At 46.5% G+C, this 21,890-nt stretch carries 15 protein-coding genes; 10 read left to right on the top strand and 5 right to left on the bottom strand.

Annotated elements, in window-relative coordinates; genetic code table 11:
- The first annotated feature begins 66 nt into the window (after positions 1–66).
- The 3 genes from ACTXGE_RS11510 to ACTXGE_RS11500 all read left to right on the top strand — a co-directional run bounded on the left by ACTXGE_RS11510 (position 67) and on the right by ACTXGE_RS11500 (position 3,560).
- Positions 67–711, top strand: coding sequence for a YqiA/YcfP family alpha/beta fold hydrolase (locus ACTXGE_RS11510; RefSeq protein WP_435949875.1), 645 nt, complete (start codon positions 67–69; stop codon positions 709–711).
- Between the two features lie 127 nt (positions 712–838).
- The gene (gene parE / locus ACTXGE_RS11505; protein ID WP_435949874.1) at positions 839–2,728 is read left to right on the top strand and encodes a DNA topoisomerase IV subunit B; all 1,890 of its coding nucleotides are present in this window, start codon (positions 839–841) and stop codon (positions 2,726–2,728) included.
- Between the two features lie 148 nt (positions 2,729–2,876).
- Positions 2,877–3,560: a lysophospholipid acyltransferase family protein gene (locus ACTXGE_RS11500; RefSeq protein WP_443543506.1), complete on the top strand. Its 684-nt coding sequence runs from the start codon at positions 2,877–2,879 to the stop codon at positions 3,558–3,560.
- A gap of 79 nt (positions 3,561–3,639) precedes the next feature.
- Here the strand turns inward: ACTXGE_RS11500 and budC are convergent, their stop codons facing one another.
- Positions 3,640–4,422, bottom strand: a complete 783-nt coding sequence (budC, locus tag ACTXGE_RS11495; protein ID WP_317200782.1) for a meso-2,3-butanediol dehydrogenase — start codon at positions 4,420–4,422, stop codon at positions 3,640–3,642.
- A gap of 244 nt (positions 4,423–4,666) precedes the next feature.
- Here budC and ACTXGE_RS11490 point away from each other — a divergent pair, with 244 nt between their 5' ends.
- Positions 4,667–6,148, top strand: a complete 1,482-nt coding sequence (locus tag ACTXGE_RS11490; protein ID WP_443543508.1) for a hypothetical protein — start codon at positions 4,667–4,669, stop codon at positions 6,146–6,148.
- Positions 6,149–6,248: 100 nt separating this feature from the next.
- On the opposite strand, the gene ACTXGE_RS11485 is transcribed toward ACTXGE_RS11490, so the two are convergent.
- On the bottom strand, positions 6,249–7,994 hold the full coding sequence (locus ACTXGE_RS11485) for a mechanosensitive ion channel (RefSeq protein WP_443543510.1): 1,746 nt from the start codon (positions 7,992–7,994) through the stop codon (positions 6,249–6,251).
- A gap of 481 nt (positions 7,995–8,475) precedes the next feature.
- Between ACTXGE_RS11485 and ACTXGE_RS11480 the strand changes: the two genes are divergently transcribed.
- Positions 8,476–9,204, top strand: a complete 729-nt coding sequence (locus ACTXGE_RS11480; RefSeq protein ID WP_443543511.1) for an FKBP-type peptidyl-prolyl cis-trans isomerase — start codon at positions 8,476–8,478, stop codon at positions 9,202–9,204.
- Positions 9,205–9,294: 90 nt separating this feature from the next.
- Here ACTXGE_RS11480 and argA read toward each other — a convergent pair whose 3' ends face one another.
- Positions 9,295–10,617: an amino-acid N-acetyltransferase gene (argA, locus tag ACTXGE_RS11475; protein ID WP_317200786.1), complete on the bottom strand. Its 1,323-nt coding sequence runs from the start codon at positions 10,615–10,617 to the stop codon at positions 9,295–9,297.
- 299 nt (positions 10,618–10,916) lie between these two features.
- On the opposite strand from argA, the gene ACTXGE_RS11470 reads away from it, so the two are divergent.
- Positions 10,917–11,489 (top strand): hypothetical protein, encoded by a 573-nt coding sequence (locus tag ACTXGE_RS11470; RefSeq protein WP_435949870.1) that lies wholly within the window; start codon positions 10,917–10,919, stop codon positions 11,487–11,489.
- Between the two features lie 101 nt (positions 11,490–11,590).
- Here ACTXGE_RS11470 and ACTXGE_RS11465 read toward each other — a convergent pair whose 3' ends face one another.
- Entirely contained in the window at positions 11,591–12,586 is a 996-nt protein-coding gene (locus ACTXGE_RS11465; RefSeq protein WP_443543513.1) for a patatin-like phospholipase family protein, read from the bottom strand.
- 97 nt (positions 12,587–12,683) lie between these two features.
- Here ACTXGE_RS11465 and recG point away from each other — a divergent pair, with 97 nt between their 5' ends.
- Positions 12,684–15,035 carry an ATP-dependent DNA helicase RecG gene (recG, locus tag ACTXGE_RS11460; protein WP_443543515.1) on the top strand — a complete coding sequence of 784 codons (2,352 nt, stop codon included), beginning with the start codon at positions 12,684–12,686 and terminating at the stop codon, positions 15,033–15,035.
- Positions 15,036–15,162: 127 nt separating this feature from the next.
- Here the strand turns inward: recG and ACTXGE_RS11455 are convergent, their stop codons facing one another.
- A complete protein-coding gene (locus tag ACTXGE_RS11455) occupies positions 15,163–15,327 on the bottom strand; it encodes a hypothetical protein (protein ID WP_317200790.1) in 165 nt (54 codons plus the stop codon).
- A 376-nt stretch (positions 15,328–15,703) separates the two neighbouring features.
- On the opposite strand from ACTXGE_RS11455, the gene ACTXGE_RS11450 reads away from it, so the two are divergent.
- The 3 genes from ACTXGE_RS11450 to ACTXGE_RS11440 all read left to right on the top strand — a co-directional run bounded on the left by ACTXGE_RS11450 (position 15,704) and on the right by ACTXGE_RS11440 (position 21,788).
- Positions 15,704–17,053: an NAD(P)/FAD-dependent oxidoreductase gene (locus tag ACTXGE_RS11450; protein ID WP_443543516.1), complete on the top strand. Its 1,350-nt coding sequence runs from the start codon at positions 15,704–15,706 to the stop codon at positions 17,051–17,053.
- A gap of 287 nt (positions 17,054–17,340) precedes the next feature.
- Positions 17,341–18,660: an efflux RND transporter periplasmic adaptor subunit gene (locus tag ACTXGE_RS11445; RefSeq protein ID WP_443543518.1), complete on the top strand. Its 1,320-nt coding sequence runs from the start codon at positions 17,341–17,343 to the stop codon at positions 18,658–18,660.
- The gene (locus ACTXGE_RS11440; RefSeq protein ID WP_443543520.1) at positions 18,657–21,788 is read left to right on the top strand and encodes an efflux RND transporter permease subunit; all 3,132 of its coding nucleotides are present in this window, start codon (positions 18,657–18,659) and stop codon (positions 21,786–21,788) included. Before ACTXGE_RS11445 ends, ACTXGE_RS11440 begins: the two co-directional genes overlap by 4 nt.
- Positions 21,789–21,890: the final 102 nt, after the last annotated feature.

The following is a 21,890-nucleotide window of genomic DNA, read 5'->3' as shown; positions in this document are numbered from 1 at the left end:
GCTGTGATAGGCTTATGATAATTGAATTATTCACTATAATAGCTGACATAACAAGAGAGACGACACGTGAACCTCGTTTATATTCATGGCTTAGACAGTACGGCAAACTCCGTTAAGGGTCAATTACTAGAGCGCTACTGCGCCAGACATCATCCTGACATTAGCGTACATCGTCCTGATCTAAACCAGTCACCTGAGCGAGTCTTTGGCTATTTGACTGATGTAGTGGCTGAGTTAAGTACGGACGCCAAAACCGTTTTGGTCGGCAGCTCCTTGGGTGGTTATTTTGCCAGTATAGTGAGTAATCATATGGGCTGCGGCGCGCTACTATTGAATCCAAGTACCCAGCCGCATGTCACTCTGCAACGTTTTCAGGATAATGCTCATGCAGATACTCTAGAGTCTGCTAGTAAAAATAACAGTGACAGTAACAGTGATGAGACGCTTTATACCACGACTGGTGGCTGGGTAATGACTCGAGCTGACTTGACGTGGTTTGCCGATCATCAGCTAACCGCTATTCATTGTCCTGACAAAGTCGCTGCGCTGATCAAAGACGGTGATGAGTTATTAGACGCTCAAATCTCCAAGCAGTTTTATCAAGCAAAAGGCGCGACTGTTATCATGCAAGAGGGCGGCGATCATCGCTTTAGTGATTTTGCGAAGCACCTGCCTTTAGTGATAGATATTGTGCAGCAACTATCATCTTAAAATACTATATTTTGCACGCGCTAGAATAAACGACATTATATGACGTAAGCCTGTAACTATCAGCCTTTAACGTGCGGTTTTTGGTTATAATAAGGACATAGAGTTTGTAGATATTAAGGAAAGCATTTTGAGTCAATATAATGCGCAATCGTTAGAGATTTTAGAAGGCCTTGAGCCTGTCCGCCGCCGTCCTGGCATGTATACCGATACCACCCGTCCCAATCATTTAGCGCAAGAAGTCATCGATAACTCGGTTGATGAAGCGCTGGCGGGCTATGCCAAAACCATAAAAGTCAGGCTTCATGAGGATGGTTCGTTATCGGTCGAAGATGATGGCCGCGGTATGCCAACAGATATCCATCCTGAATTTGGTCAGTCGGGTATTGAAATTATCTTAACTCGCTTGCACGCCGGTGGTAAGTTTTCGACCTCAAACTATGAGGTGTCAGGCGGTTTGCACGGCGTTGGCATCTCTGTCGTCAATGCCTTGTCTACACGTGTGGAAGTGACGGTGTGGCGTGATAGTACTCAATTCGACATGGCATTTGAGAACGGTGCGCCAGTGACGCCATTGACCGAATCGGTCAGTCCAAACAAGCGCAAACGTGGTACTAGAGTACGGTTTTGGTCAGATAGTACCTTCTTTGATACACCTAAGTTCAATATCAAACAGCTCAAGCACACCTTAAAGGCCAAGGCGGTGTTGGCCGCTGGACTCACTATTGAGTTCACAGATGAGATCAATGATGAAAAGATTGTTTGGCAATTTACCGATGGGGTGGTTGAGTATCTAACCGAGCAATTAGATGGGCTTGAGACCCTACCGCCAGAGCCTTTTTATTATAATTATGAAGCGACAGGTAGCGAGCGCGCCGGCATCACCTTTGCACTGTCTTGGTTACCTGAGGGCGGCGTGCCCATTCAAGAGAGTTATGTCAATCTCATTCCAACCGCTCAAGGCGGCACCCACGTAAATGGGCTGCGTACGGGTATTTTAGAAGCGCTGCGTGAGTTTTGTGATATTCACAATCTATTGCCGCGTAACGTCAAGCTTACCGGTGAGGATGTCTGGGATGGGATTAATTATATCTTGTCGCTCAAATTCTCTGAGCCGCAGTTCTCAGGTCAGACCAAAGAGCGTCTCTCAAGCCGAGAAGCGGCGGGGGCGGTACAAACGCTTGCCAAAGATGCGTTTAGCTTATGGCTCAATCAGCACGCAGATTTAGGCGCTCAGATTGCAGAATTAGCGATTAATAAAGCAGGACGCCGCCTAAAATCTGCTAAAAAAGTCGCACGTAAAAAAATCACTCAAGGTCCAGCGCTACCGGGTAAACTGGCCGACTGCCGAGGTGATCTGCGTGATGGGGCAGAGCTGTTTTTGGTAGAAGGCGACTCCGCTGGCGGTAGTGCTAAGCAAGCACGTGATCGTCACTATCAGGCGATATTGCCGCTACGTGGTAAGATTCTAAATACGTGGGAGGTCTCCTCAGATACCGTGCTCTCAAGCCAAGAGATTCATGATATTGCTATCGCTATCGGTGTCGATCCAGCATCAGATGACTTATCAGAGCTACGTTATGACAAGATATGTATCCTAGCCGATGCTGACTCTGATGGCTTGCACATTGCCACTTTGATCTGTGCACTGTTCGTCAAGCATTTTCCAGCACTTGTCGATGCAGGTCATCTGTTTGTTGCGATGCCGCCGCTTTACCGCGTCGATGTGGGTCGTGAGGTACATTACGCGTTAGATGAGTCTGAGCTTAAGCATATATTGGCGAGCGTGCAAGGTAACAAAAAAGCCCAGATTACCCGATTTAAGGGTCTAGGGGAGATGAGTGCTGAGCAGCTACGCGAGACAACAATGAACCGCGATACAAGGCGCTTGGTGCAATTAGATATGGACGATATGGCACTGACTAATAGCATTATGGATATGCTACTTGCCAAAAAACGCTCGTCTGATCGCAAGTCATGGCTTGAGGATAAAGGTAACTTGGCAGATATACCCGTTTAGTTTTGGCTGATATGCCGATTTAGCAATAGTCATTAGTCATATTAGAGCGAACTGCACAGCAACAAATATCTATAAAAGTCGGCTTATTTGGCTAAGTTTTCATAAGTTAATGGTATGATAAGGGTATCTTTTATTATGCGATGCCCCTATGAAATCTGAGACAATTGATAAATCAAAGCCCATAAAAACCAGCAGATTACCTAAGCTTAATAGAAAAGATTTAGGCGCTAAGATACCTAAACGCGGTAATAAGTTTACGCCAACGATTGCCTTAGTAATGGTAAAGGCTATGGGGTGGCGCAGCGTTGGCGAGATTCCGAACATCTCGCAAGCAGTGGTACTGGCATTGCCGCATACCTCTAATGTCGACGGTGTCTATGCTTTGCCCAATCTGTTTGCACTTGATCTAAAAATCAGCATCATGGGCAAACATACTTTATTCAAAGTACCTGTACTCTCGCAGCTGCTACGTTGGATGGGTATTATTCCTATTGATCGCGGTCAAAAAGGTTCGGTTTTGCAGGCGAGTATTGATAAGTTTAAAAGTGGTGAGCCGCTATTTTTGGGATTATCGCCTGAGGGTACACGCGACTATACCGATAAGTGGAAAACAGGATTTTATTACTTAGCAGTCGGCGCTAACGTGCCAATTCTGCCGGTAGCTTTAGATTACAAAACTAAAGAAGTGCGGTTTTTGTCGCCCGTTTATCCTACTGGTGACATCGATGCTGATTTGCCAAAGATATATGAGCAGTACCGAGGGGTGGTGCCGCGATATCCTAAGCGCTTATCTAAGCCGCTACAGGATATGAACAATAAAGAGCCTGAATAATAAAAAAATAGATAGCACCGAGCGGCGCTATCTATTTTTGTTTTACAGTGACAAATAATTCTAGGATAAGTAGTTTTAATTAAAAGTGCGGTTGTCCATTAGAGGCACTCACGCCGCCATCGACAGGTAAGTTAACGCCAGTAATCATTAAAGCATCATCACTTGCCAAAAAGGTAATGGCTCCTGCGATATCTTCAGGCGTCACAAAACGTCCTAGAGGGCAGCGCGCTAGGAATTTATCCACCTTTTCTTGATCCTCTCGCATGTCTTTAGTCATACTGGTTTTGGTCGCAGTAGGGTTGACCGCGTTAACACGGACGCCGTCTGCACCATGATCGAGCGCTAAGGTACGCGTAAGATTGGTCACGCCTGCCTTAGCTGCATTGTAAGCCGCCATATTCCAGTCGCCACCGATACCAGATAGCGATGAGACGTTGACGATATTGCCTTTGGTTTTGATTAAGTGTGGCAGGGCAGCTTGGCAAACATAAAAAGTGCCATTTAAATTGACGTCCATAGCCGATTGCCAGTCCTCGGCGGATAAGTCTATGATTTTGCCCTGCATGCCTTTGCCTGCATTGTTTACGACGATATCTAAGTGCTCAAACTTGTCTATAACGCGCTTAATCATCTCCTGTACTTGACCTTGGTCGCTAATATCGCAAACGACAACCATATAATTGTCTGAATGAATCCACGTTTTGTCCTGTGGAAATTCGCCTGCGGTCTCCTCCAAAGTCTCAGCAGTACGCCCCACTAGCACAACATTAGCACCTTCATTGGCAAAACGGATAGCGGTTGCACGCCCCATGCCTGAACCTGCACCAGTGACGATCACGGTTTTTTCTTTAAAACGTTTCATAATTTTGAATCCTTGTTATTATAAGTGGTAAGTGCGCCGTAGATATAACTGAACATGGCTAAAATAATTGACAGAACATCAGTTTGTTTGTAGCTATTTTAGTCATCATAACAACTCATCGCTATGAAAGCGATTGTGTATAATTATTCTTATGTATAGTATTTTTTATCGTACTAGAGAATAAGATTGCACTTATGCTGTTTATTTAAAGATTATTTTGATTTACCAATGAAAGGGTCAGATTTTGTCTAAAACCCCAAAGAGCACGCCGCCTTTTTTAGCAAAAGATTTAGCCTGCTACTTATCAGTACGGCCTGTTGAGGTTGCGCTTCCAGTACCACTAGGTACAAATAGCGCACAGCATCATGCCACTTTATACCGCTATCAGTTGCCTTTGGGTGGGATTAATATATTAGCATTCACCCTTTACTTGCCAGCTCACAGTAGTCGTAGCGTCATAGAAAGCGAGCGCATGGCTATGATTAAGGGAGCGTTGGCATGGCATAAACTGTTTTTGACACAGAATGCTGAGGATTTAAAAAGTCACAATCTATTAACCTTTGATATTCAGCTCCACAATCATAACGATCTAAGTCAAGCGTTTAGTCTTTTAGATATACAAAATGCTCAAAGCCACGCTTTTGAGCACAGCTTTGGCGCGCGCTACTTTATGGAGGATCTGGTCGTTGATATGAGCGAAAACGTTCAGCAGCTACAAATTTTTAGTCGACAGGACTGGCACGCTATACTTACAGCAGTACAGACGCCTTGTGAGTTATGGCGGTTTTTGGAGTATCATTTAGCGTATTTGCAGCGCTCAGCGCTTGATGACGGTGTAGACTTTGATTCAGAGCAAGAGGTGCTCGATGCCTTTATGAGTGATGATATGTTATTCACTCAAGCCATCACTATCGACAATGCTTTGATGAATTATGAGATGCAAGATAAGCCCAATTCTGCACTGATTACGATGAAGCTTGCGCAAAAAAGTAAAAGCAAAACATCGCCTATGTATCAGCGTCATATGCAACAGGCATCAACTCTATGGTCGCAGCTGATTGCACAGATGATGACGACCGTCGATACCAAGCAGCAGGCGGATAAAAGAGGCTATCGTAAGGAACCAAGATCGATACAGTGGCAAAAGCAGCTACTAGATGAGTCACTGTTCTCTCGTCATGAGCTCGTTCGTACTATATATAAGCACCCCAAACAAGAACACGCTTTGCAGCAAAGTGGCTACGTGGTGCATCAGCACTCTTATGAGCACTTGGGTCGACATTATGTTTTGGTATTCTACGGTCAAGTAAAGGGCGCTCAGCAAAGCAAGGCAGTTATTCAGCCTAAGCTTAGCGATATCGCGCAGGAGGTAGCAACGCGCTTACCGCTTGCAGAGCTGCATCATGTAATCGTAATGGGCATCGACTTTATTACAGATCAAGATGATACCTTTATCGATATCGATCTATGGATTCAGCCCATTGATGCGACGACTCAAAAAGAGCGGCAACTCACCAAACAAATTCAGCAGCTAAAACCACAAACCTCTAGGCTAAAAGAGGACAGTCAGCAAACAAGTAACCCTCAAGTCACTAGCGAAATCCGAGCTAAGAGTGCACAGGTATCTAGCGCTCCAAAGCACAAGGATATAGAAAAAGGGAAATTTAAAAAGCTGCCTAGTATGCAATTAAACTTGTCAATTCCTGCGCGCAAAGACAAGCCTTAGACAGTCTCAACTTTGCTAAGTCCTATAAGTTTAAACTCAAACAGTAGCCATAAAAAAAGACAGCCTAGGCTGTCTTTTTGGTGCTTAAGAGTAATCTAGCTTATTTGTTGTCATTATTTAGATCGTTGTTTAGACCTTGATCAGACAACAAGTTCGAGCGGGTGTTGCTTTCGACATCAGTAGTGTCAACAGACTCAGACCCAAGCTTACTCGTATCGACAGTATCTGTACTAAAGTCGTTCGTAGTAGTACTTGTGGTTGTAGGCGTAGTGGCAGTTACCGAAGTATTGGTAGCATCAGCAGTAGCAGCGCTTGGCGTGTTTTCGCGTACCGCGTCCGCAACTTTGTCCTGCGTGCTGCTATTAGGCGTCACAGCAGATTTTGCTTTTGCTTTGTCGCTTTCTTTGTCCATCTTGTCCTGCATCTTACGTAAGAAGCGAGCGGCGGCTTCTTGACCACCAAGACCGAATGAAAGGGCAAAGGCTACGGCAACAGCGCCTAGTGTTAGACCAAATGCTAGGTTAACGATAGAATCTGCAATACCCATAGCTTTTAGACCCATGGCTAATACTAAGCCCATGATCAATACGCGTACGATGTTCGCTAAGAACTGCGATCCTTGCTCAGAGCGCTCAACGACACCGGCGATGATATTGGCAAGCCAAAAACCGATGAATAGGATGATCGCGCCCAAGATGATGTTCGCACCAAATGCGATAAACATCGTGATGATCGCTGAGATAGGCTCAAAACCTAATAAGTCAGCTGCCGCAACTGCCGCAAATAACATGGCAAAGAAGATAATGGCATAGCCTACGACGTCAGATACTCGCTTGTCGCCCATCGTCTCTTGTAGACCGACTTTGGCTGGCAATTGATTGATCTGCGTGTTTTCTATCAAACCTTTGATGATGTTAGCGACCATGCGAATAACATAGAAAGTCACAATCAAGATTGCCGCTGCCATAAAGATATTTGGCAAAGCTTCCATGATTTTGTTCAGCATGTTGGTTGCTGGACGAGCGATAACGTCAATTTTTAGCGCGTTTAGAGCGGCAATTGTCGTTGGAATAATAACGATTAAAAAGGCTAAAGAACCTGCGATATTAGGCAGACTGTTCTCTTCGCTCAAACCTGCTCTTGAGGCTAATTTTTGCACATCAAAAGTAGAGACGAGGTTAGTGACGATGCCGCGTACGACTTTGGCGATGATGTAACCGACAACAAAGACAACCGCCGCAATTAAGATATTAGGGATAAAGCTAAAGATCTTATCGACCATGTTAGTGAGCGGTGCAAATAGACCATCAAGCTCTAATTGACCTAGTACCATTGTCAAAACAATAAGTAGGATGAACCAATAAACCATATCAGCAATCGTGCTGCTCATAGGTTTTACGCCAGCTTGAGCACTTAAACGCTCATCCATTGACGTCTTAGACAGTCCAGTATTGATAGCGGTACGTACTACAGTAGCAATGACCCAACCAATCACACCAACGGCGATAGCAGCAATGAGGTTTGGAATAAACGAGAGCACTTGACCGACCATATTGGCGAACGGTGCTGATACTGAATTGAGGTTTAACTGATTTAATGCCGCTGATATCGCGATGATAAAGATAAACCAAAAGACAATCTTGGAGACTATGCCTTCTATATCGTAGGTTTTACCTGTTGAGGTGTTCATACGTTGATTGACATTGACCTTTGCTAACACACCGCGCACTACTGCTGCGATACCTAAAGCAACAAGCCAGCCAATGATAAAGATAAGAATAGCGCCGATGATAGAACCGATAGGTCCACCAAGATAGCCATTAAAAGATGTAAATGTTGGGTTCATCCTGTCCTCCTTTAAACTTCACATATGAGTAGCAGAATAAAAGTCATGATATTGAAGGATGTAAACTCAAAACAATCACTTTTATAATGAAAACACATACGGACAGTTATAATAAATAGTATTTTAATTGGCATTATTCGTTGAATAATTAAGTCGCTAACTAGCTATTAAAGGCACTAAAAATAGGTGGTATATCATTCAAAATAAAGACCATATATTATCAGTAGTTTAATAAAAAGTTACCAAGAGTTACTTATCTTCTTAACCAAATTAGCTTAGCTGATATAATCGTGAATATAAAGACAGAAAGCTTAACCTGCCACTATATTTGTGTGATAAGTTGTTATGTTTATAGTAAATACTTACATAGACTGTACATTGCACCAATAATTTTGCGCTAAACATAGCTCACAAAACTAAGATTTGCTATGATATCGTCACTGTGACATCTTGCCACTATTCTTCCAATTGAGAGCAATTTATGAAAAAAATCACTACCTTAAGCATCAGTGCCCTTGCCAGCGCTATGGTATTAGTTGGCTGTAGCACTAACAATGGTAATCAAGAAGCAGCGGCGCAAAGCGTGGCTATCACTGAGCAAAGTACGGCTAATGAAAAAGTTGGCTACAGCTTAGGATTTATGATGGCTGAAGGCAATAAGGAAGCCGTTGATGATCTAAACCTAGATACATTTGAGATGGGTTTTCGTGATGGTTACGACGGCAAAGAGTCGGCTCTAACCCAAGAGCAAATGCAAGAAGTGCTCATGACGTATCAAAAAGAGCAAGAAGAGAAGTTTGTTCAAGACATGCAAAATCAAGCGGTAGAAAACAAAGCTGCAGGCGAAGCCTTTTTGACAGCCAATGCTGCAAAAGAGGGCGTGATGACCACGGATAGTGGTTTGCAATATAAAGTACTAGAGGCAGGAACGGGTCAATCGCCAAAAGCGACAGACGTGGTTGAAGTAAACTACGAAGGCAAATTGATCGATGGTACGGTATTTGACAGCTCATATGAGCGCGGCGAATCTGTTGAATTCCCACTCAATCAAGTGATCGCTGGCTGGACTGAGGGCTTGCAACTAATGAAAGAGGGCGGTAAATACGAGTTTTATATCCCAGGTGATATCGCTTATGGCGAAGCGGGTAACGCAGGTATTGAGCCTAACAGCACCCTTATCTTTGTCGTTGAACTCATAGATGTTAAGTAATATAAACACCTTATAAACAAGAAGCCCTTCAATATTTGAAGGGCTTTTTTGTTGCTAGGTATTATTAAGATAAATGCTATTAAAATGAGCCTATAGCGTTTTTTGGAACACCTTTGAGTTGCGACCATTGTGATACTGCTCTAAGCGTTCCTTGGGCAGGGCATCAGCATCAACCTCTTCAAAGCCTTGCTCTACAAACCAGTGCGCGGTACGTGTGGTTAATACAAACAGTTTATGGAGACCATGACTACGCGCTTGCTGCTCCAAAAATGCCAGCAAATCAGCGCCGCGGCTCCCATTGCGGTATTCAGAATGCACCGCAACGCAAGCAACCTCGGCTGAGTCTTTGCTTAAAGGGTAAAGGGCGGCGCAACCTAAAACCATGCCGTCACGCTCGATCACGCTGTAGTTGTCGATCTCTTGTTCTAAGCGCTCACGTGATCGGCTAACCAAGATACCTTGTTCCTCAAGTGGCGCTAGTAGTTCAGTGAGACCGATGACATCATCGATAGTCGCACGGCGAATCTCCTCGTAAGGATCATGGCTGATAAGCGTACCTGAGCCGTCACGGGTAAATAACTCTTCTAACAAAGCGCCGTTTTTGGCATAAGAGATGATATGGGTGCGATGTACCCCTTGGCGGCAGGCTTTGCTGGCGCAGTGCAAAAAGTAGCACAGCTCTTGGTTCAAATCGCGATCGCGTAAAAAGCGATCTACTTCATTAGGAATCATCTCGCTTAGCAGGCGATCATCATCGTTGATACCTGCCTCAGCACCTAACAGTATCAGCTTGTCCGCACCGAGGGCAACGGCTGCACTGAGAGCAACATCCTCAGCCAATAGATTGAACACCTCACCAGTCGCTGAATACCCCATCGAACCCAAAATAACAATATGATCGTGAAGCAAATTGTTTTTGATAGCTTCTATATCGATTGAGCGCACTTCACCTGTCATCTGATAATCTACACCGTCGCGTACCCCATAAGGGCGGGCAGTGACGAAGTTACCTGAGACGGCATCGATACGAGAGCCATACATAGGCGAGTTGGCAAGGCCCATAGACAGCTGCGCTTCAATCTGTAAGCGAATCGCGCCTACAGCTTGCAAGATAGAGGGCATCGCCTCACGCGGGGTGACACGGATATCTTGATGCAAAGGAGAGGTAATGCCGACTTCTTTGAGGTTCTTCTCAATTTGTGGACGTGCGCCGTGCACGAGTACCAGCTTAATACCTAAGCTGTGGAGCAAAGCGAAGTCATGAATAAGGGTGCTAAAATTGGGATGACGAACCGCCTCGCCGCCAAACATAATAACGAAAGTCTTGCCGCGATGGGTATTAATGTAGGGCGCAGAGTTACGAAACCAATGGACGTATTCAGGATTAATCTGTGGCATAGCGCTAGTAGTCATAATAGGAGCAGTCTAAAGAGGAAAAAGGGGTGACAAAAAGGGTTTGCCTGCAAAGATTTACCATAGCAAAAAACACCGTTATGAGCTATCTTTTTATTTGAATAGAATCAAGGTGCATTTATAGTGGAAAAGCTATATACACAACCTCAACACGGGGTTAGTATACCTACAAATACTTTTTGCTATGCTAAGCGCTATTGCACCAACACGACTCAAGAATAATCACGACTCAAGATTAATCTCGGCTACGATTTACTGACCTCGTTTTATCGATACATTAATTAGGGATAATGAACCTCATGAAAAAAATCAACTCTCTTGCCAATCCATTTACCGCTTGGAGCGGTCATCGCTTATTTCACGTCGTCGCAGGTACGCTTATCGGTGTGATGGCAGTCACTCAAGCTTCGGCGATGCTACCGACGCCTGAGCAGACTGTTGACAATCCAGCGATGATGCAGCCTAGCACCTCAAGCGTGCAAGCGGTCAATACGACAGTGACCGCAGCGCTCGTCGGCGTGGATGCCAATGGACAAGAAACTTTGATACCTGTCGATGCCAATACCCGCTTGCAATCTGGCAACATCTTAGAATATCAGGGTTATTTTACTAATAATAATGCAGATCGCGTGCGCAAGATGACAGTTACCATGAGTATCCCTGAGCAAGTAGAAATGATACGTGTGGTCGCGCCTGAGTTCCCGTATGGTAGTGTCGATGGCAATACGTTTGCTCGTATGCCGCTGCGCTCACGAGTCAATAATCAGCTGGTAGAGGTTGCACCAAAATACTATAAAGCAGTACGCTGGGATATCGAAGATGTGGGTCTCAATGACACAGTAATGGTTAAGTACCGCGCTAAAGTTAAATAGATAAATTAGCGCTACGACAGAAAACACGATGATAAAAAGCACGGCAGTTTATATCTGTCGTGCTTTTTTGTGCTTAGCCGTTTTTGTTTATATTGATAACATCAAAGGGCCGTATATTTGCTCTTGATTTTATCTTTAATGAATACTTTGATGGCATCAATTTGCGCCGTGGTAGCCTGCTCGCCTGCATCGATTAAAGCGCGGCGTTGACTGGTATCAAGCGAGCTAATATGACCGACTTTTGGGGTGATAATAATATCGGCGCGCTCGCGTTCACTGACCATAGCGGTTCGACTGCTCGAGGTAGCGGTACTACGCGCAAAGGTGTTCTCAAGTAAGCCCCAAAAGCTACTTAGAGAAGTAATAGTAGGTATTCTATCAGTAGCGCTCGTGCGCGCTTTGCTATCAGCAGCGGTAACATCGACGGCGATGACGATATCCGCGCCTAAGTCGCGCGCGCTATCAACGGGTACTAAACTGACTACGCCGCCATCGATGTATTTTTTGCCGACGCGTTCAGGAATGCGCGGTGCGATGAATATATTGGGCACACTACTTGACGCTTGTACTGCAAGGCCGGCATTGCCTGTAGTAAATGCCGTTTTCTTTAGCGTATGTTTTTCAGCGGCGACTGCTGCAAATCGAATAGGGAAGTTCTCTATAGTGCGCCCTTCAGCTTTAGCATTAATAAAGTTTCTCAGCTTTATCCCTTCAATAAACCCCTGATTTGACCAAGTAAAATCAGTCAAGTCGCTATCAGAGGTAGTCAGTGCTAGCTGCTCTAATTGCGCGGCACTATAACCGCTTGCGTACAAGCTACCGATGACGCTGCCGATACTCGTACCGACGATAAGGGTCGGCGTAATGCCATTCTCCTCCAGCACTTTTATCACTCCAACATGAGCAAAGCCTTTAGCGCCGCCGCCGCCCAAAACCAGCGCCACGCTTGGTGGTTCTACGATCGCAGCTGGCATAGTTGCAGCTGGCGTCATACTGTTACAGGCACTCATGAGGACAGTGAGCGCTATCAGCAGACTAGGCTGCATAGCTAAGCGAAAAGCTCTTAGCTTGCTAGATTGGCTATGCTTGGCAAACATAAAAATACCCTATAATTATCGTTATAATTAGCTTAGCATAATCAAACGCGTTGTCCGTTATAATAACCTACAGTATGAGACTTAATTAGGACTTTTGATGCCCTCTGCCTCTATCACATTAGATTTTTCGATACCAGAATCGTCACTCGATATGCCTGTGACCGCGCTGGCGGGTGTCGGTCCAAAAGTCGCCGAGCAGCTTGAGCAATTAGGTATCAAGCGCATATTTGATCTCTTGCTACATCTGCCGCGTGATTATGAGGATCGTAGCCGACTGGTGCCGATAGGTGAGCTGGCGCATGGGCAGTCAGCCCTAATTACAGGGCGCGTAGTCCATGTCGATAATAAGCGTAGTGGCATGACCGTAATCATTGATGATGACAGCGGCACCGTATCATTGCGATTTTTTAAGGTGTACCCTGGGCTACTTCAAACTATGAGCCTTGGTACACGGCTGCAACTGTTTGGTGAGATCAAGGTTAATCGCTATGGCAAGCAGATGCATCATCCTGAGTACCAAGTGATGAGCGCCGCCGGCACACTAATCAATACAGGTCTGCAACCCATTTATCCAACGGTAAAAGGTCTGCATCAAAATAAACTGCGCACGCTGATTAAACTGGCGCTACAAACCGTACGCACGCAAGCGCTACCGATGACGCTGTTCACGCAAGCGGACTTTGAGACGGTCGCCGATATGCCGCTTGTGCCGTTTGATCCCAAATCGCAACCTGTCGTCATTGAGGATGAGCCTGAGGATATATTCTCGGAGCTTGCGCGTAGTGTGCCTGATAAGACCAGCACAAGCGGTGTGCACAAAGCCAGTCCAGTACCTTATGAGCATACGAGTCATGAGCAGTTAGCATCAAATGACAAAACGGCTACAGCCGAGACGGCGCACGAAATGAACAGCGTCTATCATTTAACGATATTTGAAGCACTAGTTCTCTTGCATACGCCGCCCACTTATACGGATGCCCCTCAGCAGTATCGCCTATTGACTCAGCTCACGGCGCGTACGCACGCCGCCTGCCAGCGCCTAATTATCGAAGAGCTCACCGCTCATCAGCTGAGTCTACTGTATCGTCGTCAGCAATTGCATAAGCATAAAGCGCCAAAATGTGCCACTACCAGTCCACTGACGGACAAGTTATTTGGTGCTCTGCCGTTTGATCTGACGGGCGCGCAAAAACGGGTGATGACTGACATCGTCGCTGATATGGCTATATCGATTCCTATGCTTAGGCTTGTGCAAGGGGACGTTGGCGCAGGTAAGACTTTGGTCGCGGCAGGGGCAGCAGGCTATGCGCTTGATAGTGGCTGGCAGGTCGCGGTCATGGCACCGACTGAGATATTAGCCGAGCAGCATTTGGCGAATTTTAAGGCGTGGTTTGAGCCACTAGGCGTGGGTGTTGGCTGGCTTGCAGGTAAGCAAACAGCCAAACAGCGCCGCGAGGCTTTAGAAGCGGTAGCGGATAATACCGTACAAATCGTCGTCGGCACGCATGCGCTGTTTCAAGATACGGTTGAGTTTGCCAAATTGGGACTCGTCATCATCGATGAGCAGCACCGCTTTGGTGTGGAGCAGCGTATGGCGTTGACCAATAAAGGCGTGGCGAATAGTACGCCCCATCAGCTGATTATGACCGCAACACCGATTCCGCGGACGCTAGCGATGAGTGTCTACGGTGATATGGATACCTCCATTATCGATGAGCTGCCACCGGGACGTACGCCTATCACTACTGTGACGATAGATCGTAATCGCCGTGATGATGTTATCGAGCGTATTGCAATCAACTGTAGCGAGGGTCGTCAAGCCTACTGGGTGTGCTCATTAGTAGAAGAGTCTAGTGTGTTAGACGCGCAAGCTGCCGAGGCCACTTATGAGGATCTAAACGAGCGCTTAAACATCCGTATTGGTCTGGTGCATGGCAAAATGAAATCCGCTGACAAACAAGCCATTATGCATGAGTTCAAAGCAGGCAATCTGGATTTGCTCATTGCCACTACCGTTATCGAAGTCGGGGTCGATGTGCCCAATGCTTCACTCATGGTCATCGAAAATGCCGAGCGTTTGGGCTTATCACAGTTGCACCAATTGCGCGGGCGGGTCGGGCGCGGCTCGACCAAAAGTTACTGTGTGTTGCTATATCAAAAGCCATTGTCGGAAACAGGTACAGAACGCCTAAACGTGCTGCGCGATAGTACCGATGGTTTTGTCATTGCGCAAAAAGACTTGGAGCTGCGCGGTCCTGGTGAGCTACTCGGGAAACGTCAAACGGGAAACATTGGCTACTATCTTGCCGATCTGATTCGGGATGAAGAGCTGTTTGCTATTGCGCAGCGTTTGGCTAAACATCTCATAGCGGACTCTACGCGCAAATCGGATGTGAGCCAGCTTATCCACCGCTGGATGCCAGAGGCTAGTCGCTATACCAATGCTTAAGTGTATTGATGCTTAAGGATATCGATGCTAAAGGATATCAACTGCCTAAAGCTTAGCATCAATAAAAAAGAGGACAGCCAATGCTATCCTCTTTTTTTATTTATATAAATCTTAAAGGCTAAAAACCTTACTTGTCTTTTTTGGCCTTTTTTTGTTTCTTTTCAGGTTTTTCTTTTTTGGCCTTTTTAAGGTCTTTTTTGAGATCTTTAATATTTTTCTTTTGCGTTTTGATTTCAGCTTGAGCGTCTTTAATCGCCTGTTTTACCGCTTTTACTTTTTCTTTATTAGCCATGATGGGCTCCTTTTTGTTTGTTGTAGGGACTAGTGCATCAGCATCTAGGTATCGGTGCAGCGTTAATACTGTCTATAGTCGATACTAAATAAAACAGATACGTCGTATTATGGCGCGAGATTGAAATAATTTCTTGCGTACTGTGCCTACGCCGCTCGATGCTGCAAAAAAACCATTTCAATCTCGCTGTATCGGTTTTATATTGAACTGATTATAGTCAGCATCTTCATTGATGATTACCATGATGTTATTGTTGATTTCTCTATTAGAGAGTAACAAACCTACAAGACTATACTGTATGACGTATGTAAATTCTGCTAAACATACTCTATAGATTATTGTAAAAGACAGTGGTTATAAATGTCAGGAGGTAATCATGACTGCCAATCAGCACAAGATATACCAAGAGAAATCTTTTTGGTTACAAGACTATGGTCATTATAAGCCTAATCCTGCGCTTGATACGGATATAAGCGCCGACGTTTGTATCATCGGTGGCGGTTTTAGTGGTCTTAGCACCGCTTTTGAGTTCAAAAAAATCAATCCCAATGCCAGGGTCGTGGTTATTGAATCGGCGATAATCGGTTATGGGGCCAGTGGTCGCAATGGCGGCTTTAGTATGAAGCTCTTTGGTTTGGAGCCTGAGATAACGGTGCTGCGCTGGGGCGAGCAAAAGACCATTGACGCGCATCAATATATGATCAAAGCCGTCAACCATGTACAAAACTTAGTGCACGAGCATGAGTTTGAGTCTGATTATCAGCACACGGGTATGTTTCGAGTCGCCTATTCCGACAGGCAAGCCAAAAGGCTGAGCAAGACCTATGAGTTGTTTCAAAAACTAGGTTTAGATGGTGATATGTCTTGGCAGCCAAAACAGGCGCTAGCACAGGCGTTCAAAACCGATAAATTCCTCGCAGGCATGTACGAGACTCAGACGGGTCTGTTAAATCCTTGCAAACAAGTGCGGGAGTTAAAACGGATCTGTTTGCAAGTAGGGGTCGATATTTATGAGACAACGCCTGCGATAGATATCGAAGAATCTAGAACCATCAAAGTAACAACGCCTAATGGTCGTATTACCAGTGACAAATTAGTGATATGCACCAATGGCTATTCGCACAATGTGCCTAGCGTGCGCTTAAAAAACCATCAACTCCCTGTGTGGACCTATCAGGTAGTGACGCAGCCTTTGACGCCTGAGCAATGGGACGCTATCGGTTGGCACAAAAGACAAGCGTTTGAAGATAATAGGCAATTGGTGCATTACTTTCGTCCGACCGCAGATGGACGTATCACCATGGGCGGCGGGCGCGTCGCTGTCGCTTATGGCAATGATATGGATAAAGATAGCCACCCAAAAGCATGGCAGCACTGCGAGGAGCATCTCAAATGGATTTATCCACAATTACAGGACGTCAAAATCGCTTATAGATGGGGCGGCCCGACCTCAGTGAATCTAGATATGACGCCAGAGATTGGCTATCTAAATACTAACAAAATTATCTATACTTGCGGCTGTATCGGTCATGGTGTCTCTTTGACGCACTTAAATGGTAAGTTAATCGCGCAACTGCTCAGTGAACAAAACAGCGATCTGACTGACTTTTGGATCGTCAATCGCAAAGCCATTCGTCTGCCGGGAGATATTTTGAGTTGGTGTAGCGCAAAGGCCTTAACTGGTGCATTAACTTTGGTCGATAAGTTTGAAGAGCGTGGCTTATAGGGAGTACCTTACCTTTTTGAGACCCTTCTATTATTCTCAAAGCCCTATATCTTATTTAATAGTCATATTTACTTACGCCTTTCTACGTAATAGCCCTTACTATAAAATGCTTATTCCAGCTTTTGTCGATAACTTTCGCTTATGCAGTGATGGTGTAAATACAGCCGTAATTGACCTGCTAGTACGATAGACTACAAGGCTAAACGCTGATAATCATATAAACTATCTTTATAGAAAAACGAGTGTTCACCCCTTTTTTACCCTGTGCTTATCCGTAGAGACCGATTATGAGTGACCATCAAGACCCTAATCATAAGCAAGATCCTGCTACTATTTCAAATGCTACTGAGCCTGCCGCTAACACTGAGCTACCGCCTTATCGTCAGCCAGTCACGACGCAAAAGTCAGTATCCAAAACACCTGCTTGGTTGTGGCCTGTATTGATCGCGGTGCTGATTGCGGGTGTCTTATTAGGTAGGTACTGGGGAGAGGATGAGCCAGTTATTGATGAGCCAGTCGCTGCCAATAGTGCGCAAAGTGATAACGTAGGCAGCGATGCATTTGATGCCGCCCAAGCGGTCTTGTCAGTAGAAACCGTTATGCCAAGCCAAGATAGTATCGGCAACACCTTAAGCGCAGACGGTACTATTAGTGCCAAAGACACGGCTAATGTCAGCGCCAAAGTCAATGGCGTCGCTATCGAGCGTATCTTAGTCGAAGAAGGCGATCGGGTAAAAGCAGGGCAAGTGCTAGCGATATTTGATACCGACGCTATGGAGCAACAGGTATTGCAGGCCGAAGCAGATGTTGCAGAAGCGCAAGCGACCCTTGCCAATGCTATCGCCGATGCCGCGCGCGTGCTACCGCTCATCGATATCGATGCTATAAGTCGTCAAGAAGCCGATCGCTATCGCACCTCAGAGCTGCGGGCAAAAGCGGCGCTACAGGCGGCACAAGCACGTTTGAGTAGTCAGCGCTTGACCTTAGATAATGCAACCGTTACTGCGCCAGTCAGCGGTATCATCAGCGAAAAAATGATTGAAGTGGGACAAGTGACAGGCGGCGAGCCGCTATTTTCTATTATCAAAAACGGGGTCTTAGAATGGCAAGCGGATATCGATCCCAAATTGGTCGGTGAAGTGACTGTCGGCACGCCTGTTAAAGTCAGTTTACCTAATAATCAGTCGGTCATGGGACAAGTCAGTCGCATCGCACCGACTGCGGCAAATAATCGGCAAATCACTATCTATGCTAGCCTAGAGCCAAGCACTGCTGCGCGCGTGGGTATGTACCAAACAGGCGAGTTTCTGTTAGGTAGCGAGAGTATGCAAACCGTACCTAATAGCGCTATCGTCAGTAATGACGGCTACGATTACGTCATGCTGGTCACTCAAATACGTACGACTAGAGACGAGAAAAAAGTAGGCCGTATCAAGCAGCAGCGCGTGAGTCTCGGTGAGCGCATTGGTGATAGAGTGGCAGTAACCGAGCCGCTGCCAGCGGATAGTCAACTGGTCGAGCAAGGGGGTAGTTTTTTGAATGAGGGTGATCTGGTGCGTATCGTCAATACTATGCAAACCTCTAACAGTGCGCAGGCAAGCTCATGAGTTTAAATGTCTCTGCTTATTCGATAAAAAATCCGCTCGTTGCTATCTTGCTGTTTGTACTGCTCACATTGGGCGGTATTTACGGCTTTATGCAAATGAAAGTACAGCAGTTCCCTGATATCGATCTGCCAGCTGTCGTAGTTACCGTGACGCTGCCGGGCGCGGCGCCCTCTCAGCTTGAGAATGATGTCGCCAAAAAGATTGAAAACCGTATTACCAGTATCGAGGGCGTCAAGCACATTCGCACGACCTTACAGACAGGCGCTGCGACCATAGCTACTGAGTTTGTGCTCGAAAAAGATATTCAAGAAGCCGTTGATGATGTGCGCTCTGCCGTTGGCGAGGTGCGCGGCGATCTGCCCGCTGCGGCTAACGATCCCATTATTACCAAGGTATCGACGGCGGGCTTTCCTGTGGTCACTTACTCAGTTGCCGCTAGCAATATGAGCGTCGAGGATCTGTCTTGGTTCGTTGATGATACGATCACCAAGCGCCTCTCTGATATCCCAGGGGTCAGTACGGTAAGCCGTGTTGGCGGTCTGGAGCGTGAGATTACCGTAGCCGCCGATCCTATTGCACTGAGCGGTTTAGGGTTTCCAGTCTCGCAGTTATCCCAGCAACTAACAGGTATTCAACAAGACAGCTCAGGCGGTGAAGCTGAGGTCGGCAATACGACGCAGACCATCCGCGTATTAGGTGCGGTTGAGCGCGCGCGTGAGCTAAACGACTTACAGATTGCCGTACCCACTGGCGGTACGCAAGCTCTAGGACGCTTGGCACAAATCACTGATGGCCCAGCCGATCCAAATTCTATCGCCAAGCTCGATGGGCAAACGGTCGTCGCCTTTAATATCACCCGCTCGCGCGGCGCTAGTGAAGTTGAGGTTATGGAGCGCGTCGATGCTGAGCTTGCCAAGCTCACCCGCGAGATGAGCAATATCGAAGTCGAAAAGGTCTACGACCGCGCCACGCCAATCGCACAAGATTATGATGCCTCAATTAAGATGCTTATCGAAGGCGGAATTTTGGCGGTTATCGTTGTCTTCTTATTCTTAAAAAATGTACGCGCCACTTTTGTAGCAGCAGTCGCTTTACCGTTATCCGTCATTCCAACGTTTTTGGCAATGTATCTGTTTGATTTTAGCTTAAACATCATCTCCTTATTGGCTTTGTCGTTGGTTATCGGGGTCTTGGTCGATGACGCCATCGTCGAGGTTGAAAACATTATTCGTCACTTGCGTATGGGTAAGACCCCCTATGAAGCGGCGATGGAGGCGGCGGATGAGATTGGTCTAGCCGTCGTCGCGACTACCTTTACTTTAATAGCGGTGTTTTTGCCAACGGCTTTTATGGGCGGCGTGGTTGGGCAGTTTTTCCGTCAGTTTGGCTGGACGGCAGCCTTGGCGATTTTTGCCTCACTTATGGTCGCGCGTCTCATTACTCCAATGATGGCCGCATATATCTTGCGACCTGAAAAACATCGCGTTGAAGTACAAAGCGGTACGATGACGCGCTATCTTAAGATCGTCTCATGGACGCTGAATCATCGCTGGCTGACGATGGGTGCAACCTTAGTGCTGTTCGTTGCTTCGTTAGCTTTAGTTAAGCTGCTGCCGACTTCTTTTATCCCTGACAACGATATCGATCAGACGCGGGTGGCGATTGAGCTGACCCCCGATGTCGCCTTAGAGGATACTGCGCGCGTCGCTGAAATGGCGAGTACGCGTATCTTGGCAATGCCTGAAGTGACCAATATCTTTACCTCCGTAGGCGAGGCGCAGGCATCGATGGACTCAGACTCTGGCGGCAATAAGGCTGAGAATATCGCAGGACTCGATATCGTACTTGCGCCGCGCGCTGAGCGTGGCTCAAAGCAAGCCATTGAGCGCAAGATAAGCCAATTACTATCCGAGGTGCCAGGTGCGCGCTTTACCGTTGGGTTATCGAGCGGCGGCGAGACCGGTTACAACTTCTCTTTGACCAGTACCAATCCTGAGGTGTTAGAGCAGACGGTTCAGCAGATTATGACTGATATTCGCGCCTTGCCGAGCGCAGGCTCAGTGACTAGCGATCGCAGTCTGCCGCGTCAAGAGCTGACGGTGACCCCAGATAGGTTAGCGATGGCGGACAAAGGCGTGACCACCCAAGATATCGCCACGACCTTGCGTATCGCCACCGTTGGCGATTATGAGCAGCGTCTATCTAAGCTTAATTTAGATACGCGGCAGATCCCTATTGTCGTGCGCCTGCCTGATATTGCCAAAGAAAACGTCAATCAGTTAGAAGGGCTGTACGTGCCTAGTATGAGTCCAGCAGGTCAGGGCGTACGCGTCGGCGAGGTGGCGGATCTAAACTTTGGCACCGGTCCTGCGCAGATCAAGCGTTTGGATCGCGAGCGCGCTATTAGTATCACCGTACAGCCCGCTAATGGCGAGCTTGGCGAGTTGGTACAGGCAGTCAAAAACACTCAGACGATGCAAAACCTGCCAGCGTCGATTACGATCATCGATCAAGGACAGGCTGAAAACATGGCCGAGCTGTTTAGTGGCTTTGTCATCGCCATGTCAGTCGGTATCATCTGTATTTTGGGCGTACTGATTCTGCTGTTCGGCAAATTGCTTCAGCCCTTTACTATCCTAATGGCGCTACCGCTATCGATAGGCGGCGCTTTTGTCGGCTTAGTTATCACTAACAGCAGCTTGTCGATGCCATCGATGATTGGCTTCATTATGCTTATGGGTATCGCAACCAAGAACTCAATCTTACTTGTCGATTACGCCATCATCGCGCAAAATCGCGGTTTGGCGCGTTTTGAAGCTATCATTGATGCGTGTCGTAAACGCGCGCGCCCGATTATCATGACGACGATCGCGATGGGCGCTGGCATGTTGCCATTAGTATTTGGTTGGGGTGATGCTGATCCGACCTTTAGGCGTCCGATGGCGGCAGCGGTATTGGGCGGGCTGGTGACCTCTACTTTACTTAGCCTAGTTGTCATCCCTGTGGTATATACGCTTATGGATGATTTATCGAACTGGTTTGCCAGATGGCTTAGGCCGCATGGTAAAACCGATGACAGTGCAAATATGCTAAAGCAGGATACACAGGTGACGTCGAATGAGATATGAGTAGAATCAACATAGTAATACAAGCATATCTATACGAGTCATGGAGCTAAATCGTGCTATTGTTTCAACTAGCAATGGAATAACTCTATATGACAAGGAAGG

This window comes from Psychrobacter sp. T6-4, assembly GCF_052258425.1.
Classification (GTDB): Bacteria; Pseudomonadota; Gammaproteobacteria; order Pseudomonadales; family Moraxellaceae; genus Psychrobacter.
The sequence above is the reverse complement of the archived record's forward strand: the minus strand, read 5'-3'. Positions and strand labels throughout refer to the sequence as shown.

Bases quoted from the DNA above. Each gene is read 5' to 3' on its own strand.
- ACTXGE_RS11455 (WP_317200790.1), bottom strand. From the start codon at position 15,327: ATGGCTAATAAAGAAAAAGTAAAAGCGGTAAAACAGGCGATTAAAGAC.
- ACTXGE_RS11485 (WP_443543510.1), bottom strand. From the start codon at position 7,994: ATGAACCCAACATTTACATCTTTTAATGGCTATCTTGGTGGACCTATC.
- ACTXGE_RS11500 (WP_443543506.1), top strand. From the start codon at position 2,877: ATGAAATCTGAGACAATTGATAAATCAAAGCCCATAAAAACCAGCAGA.
- ACTXGE_RS11465 (WP_443543513.1), bottom strand. From the start codon at position 12,586: ATGTTTGCCAAGCATAGCCAATCTAGCAAGCTAAGAGCTTTTCGCTTA.
- argA (WP_317200786.1), bottom strand. From the start codon at position 10,617: ATGACTACTAGCGCTATGCCACAGATTAATCCTGAATACGTCCATTGG.
- ACTXGE_RS11445 (WP_443543518.1), top strand. From the start codon at position 17,341: ATGAGTGACCATCAAGACCCTAATCATAAGCAAGATCCTGCTACTATT.
- recG (WP_443543515.1), top strand. From the start codon at position 12,684: ATGCCCTCTGCCTCTATCACATTAGATTTTTCGATACCAGAATCGTCA.
- budC (WP_317200782.1), bottom strand. From the start codon at position 4,422: ATGAAACGTTTTAAAGAAAAAACCGTGATCGTCACTGGTGCAGGTTCA.
- ACTXGE_RS11450 (WP_443543516.1), top strand. From the start codon at position 15,704: ATGACTGCCAATCAGCACAAGATATACCAAGAGAAATCTTTTTGGTTA.
- ACTXGE_RS11470 (WP_435949870.1), top strand. From the start codon at position 10,917: ATGAAAAAAATCAACTCTCTTGCCAATCCATTTACCGCTTGGAGCGGT.
- ACTXGE_RS11440 (WP_443543520.1), top strand. From the start codon at position 18,657: ATGAGTTTAAATGTCTCTGCTTATTCGATAAAAAATCCGCTCGTTGCT.
- ACTXGE_RS11480 (WP_443543511.1), top strand. From the start codon at position 8,476: ATGAAAAAAATCACTACCTTAAGCATCAGTGCCCTTGCCAGCGCTATG.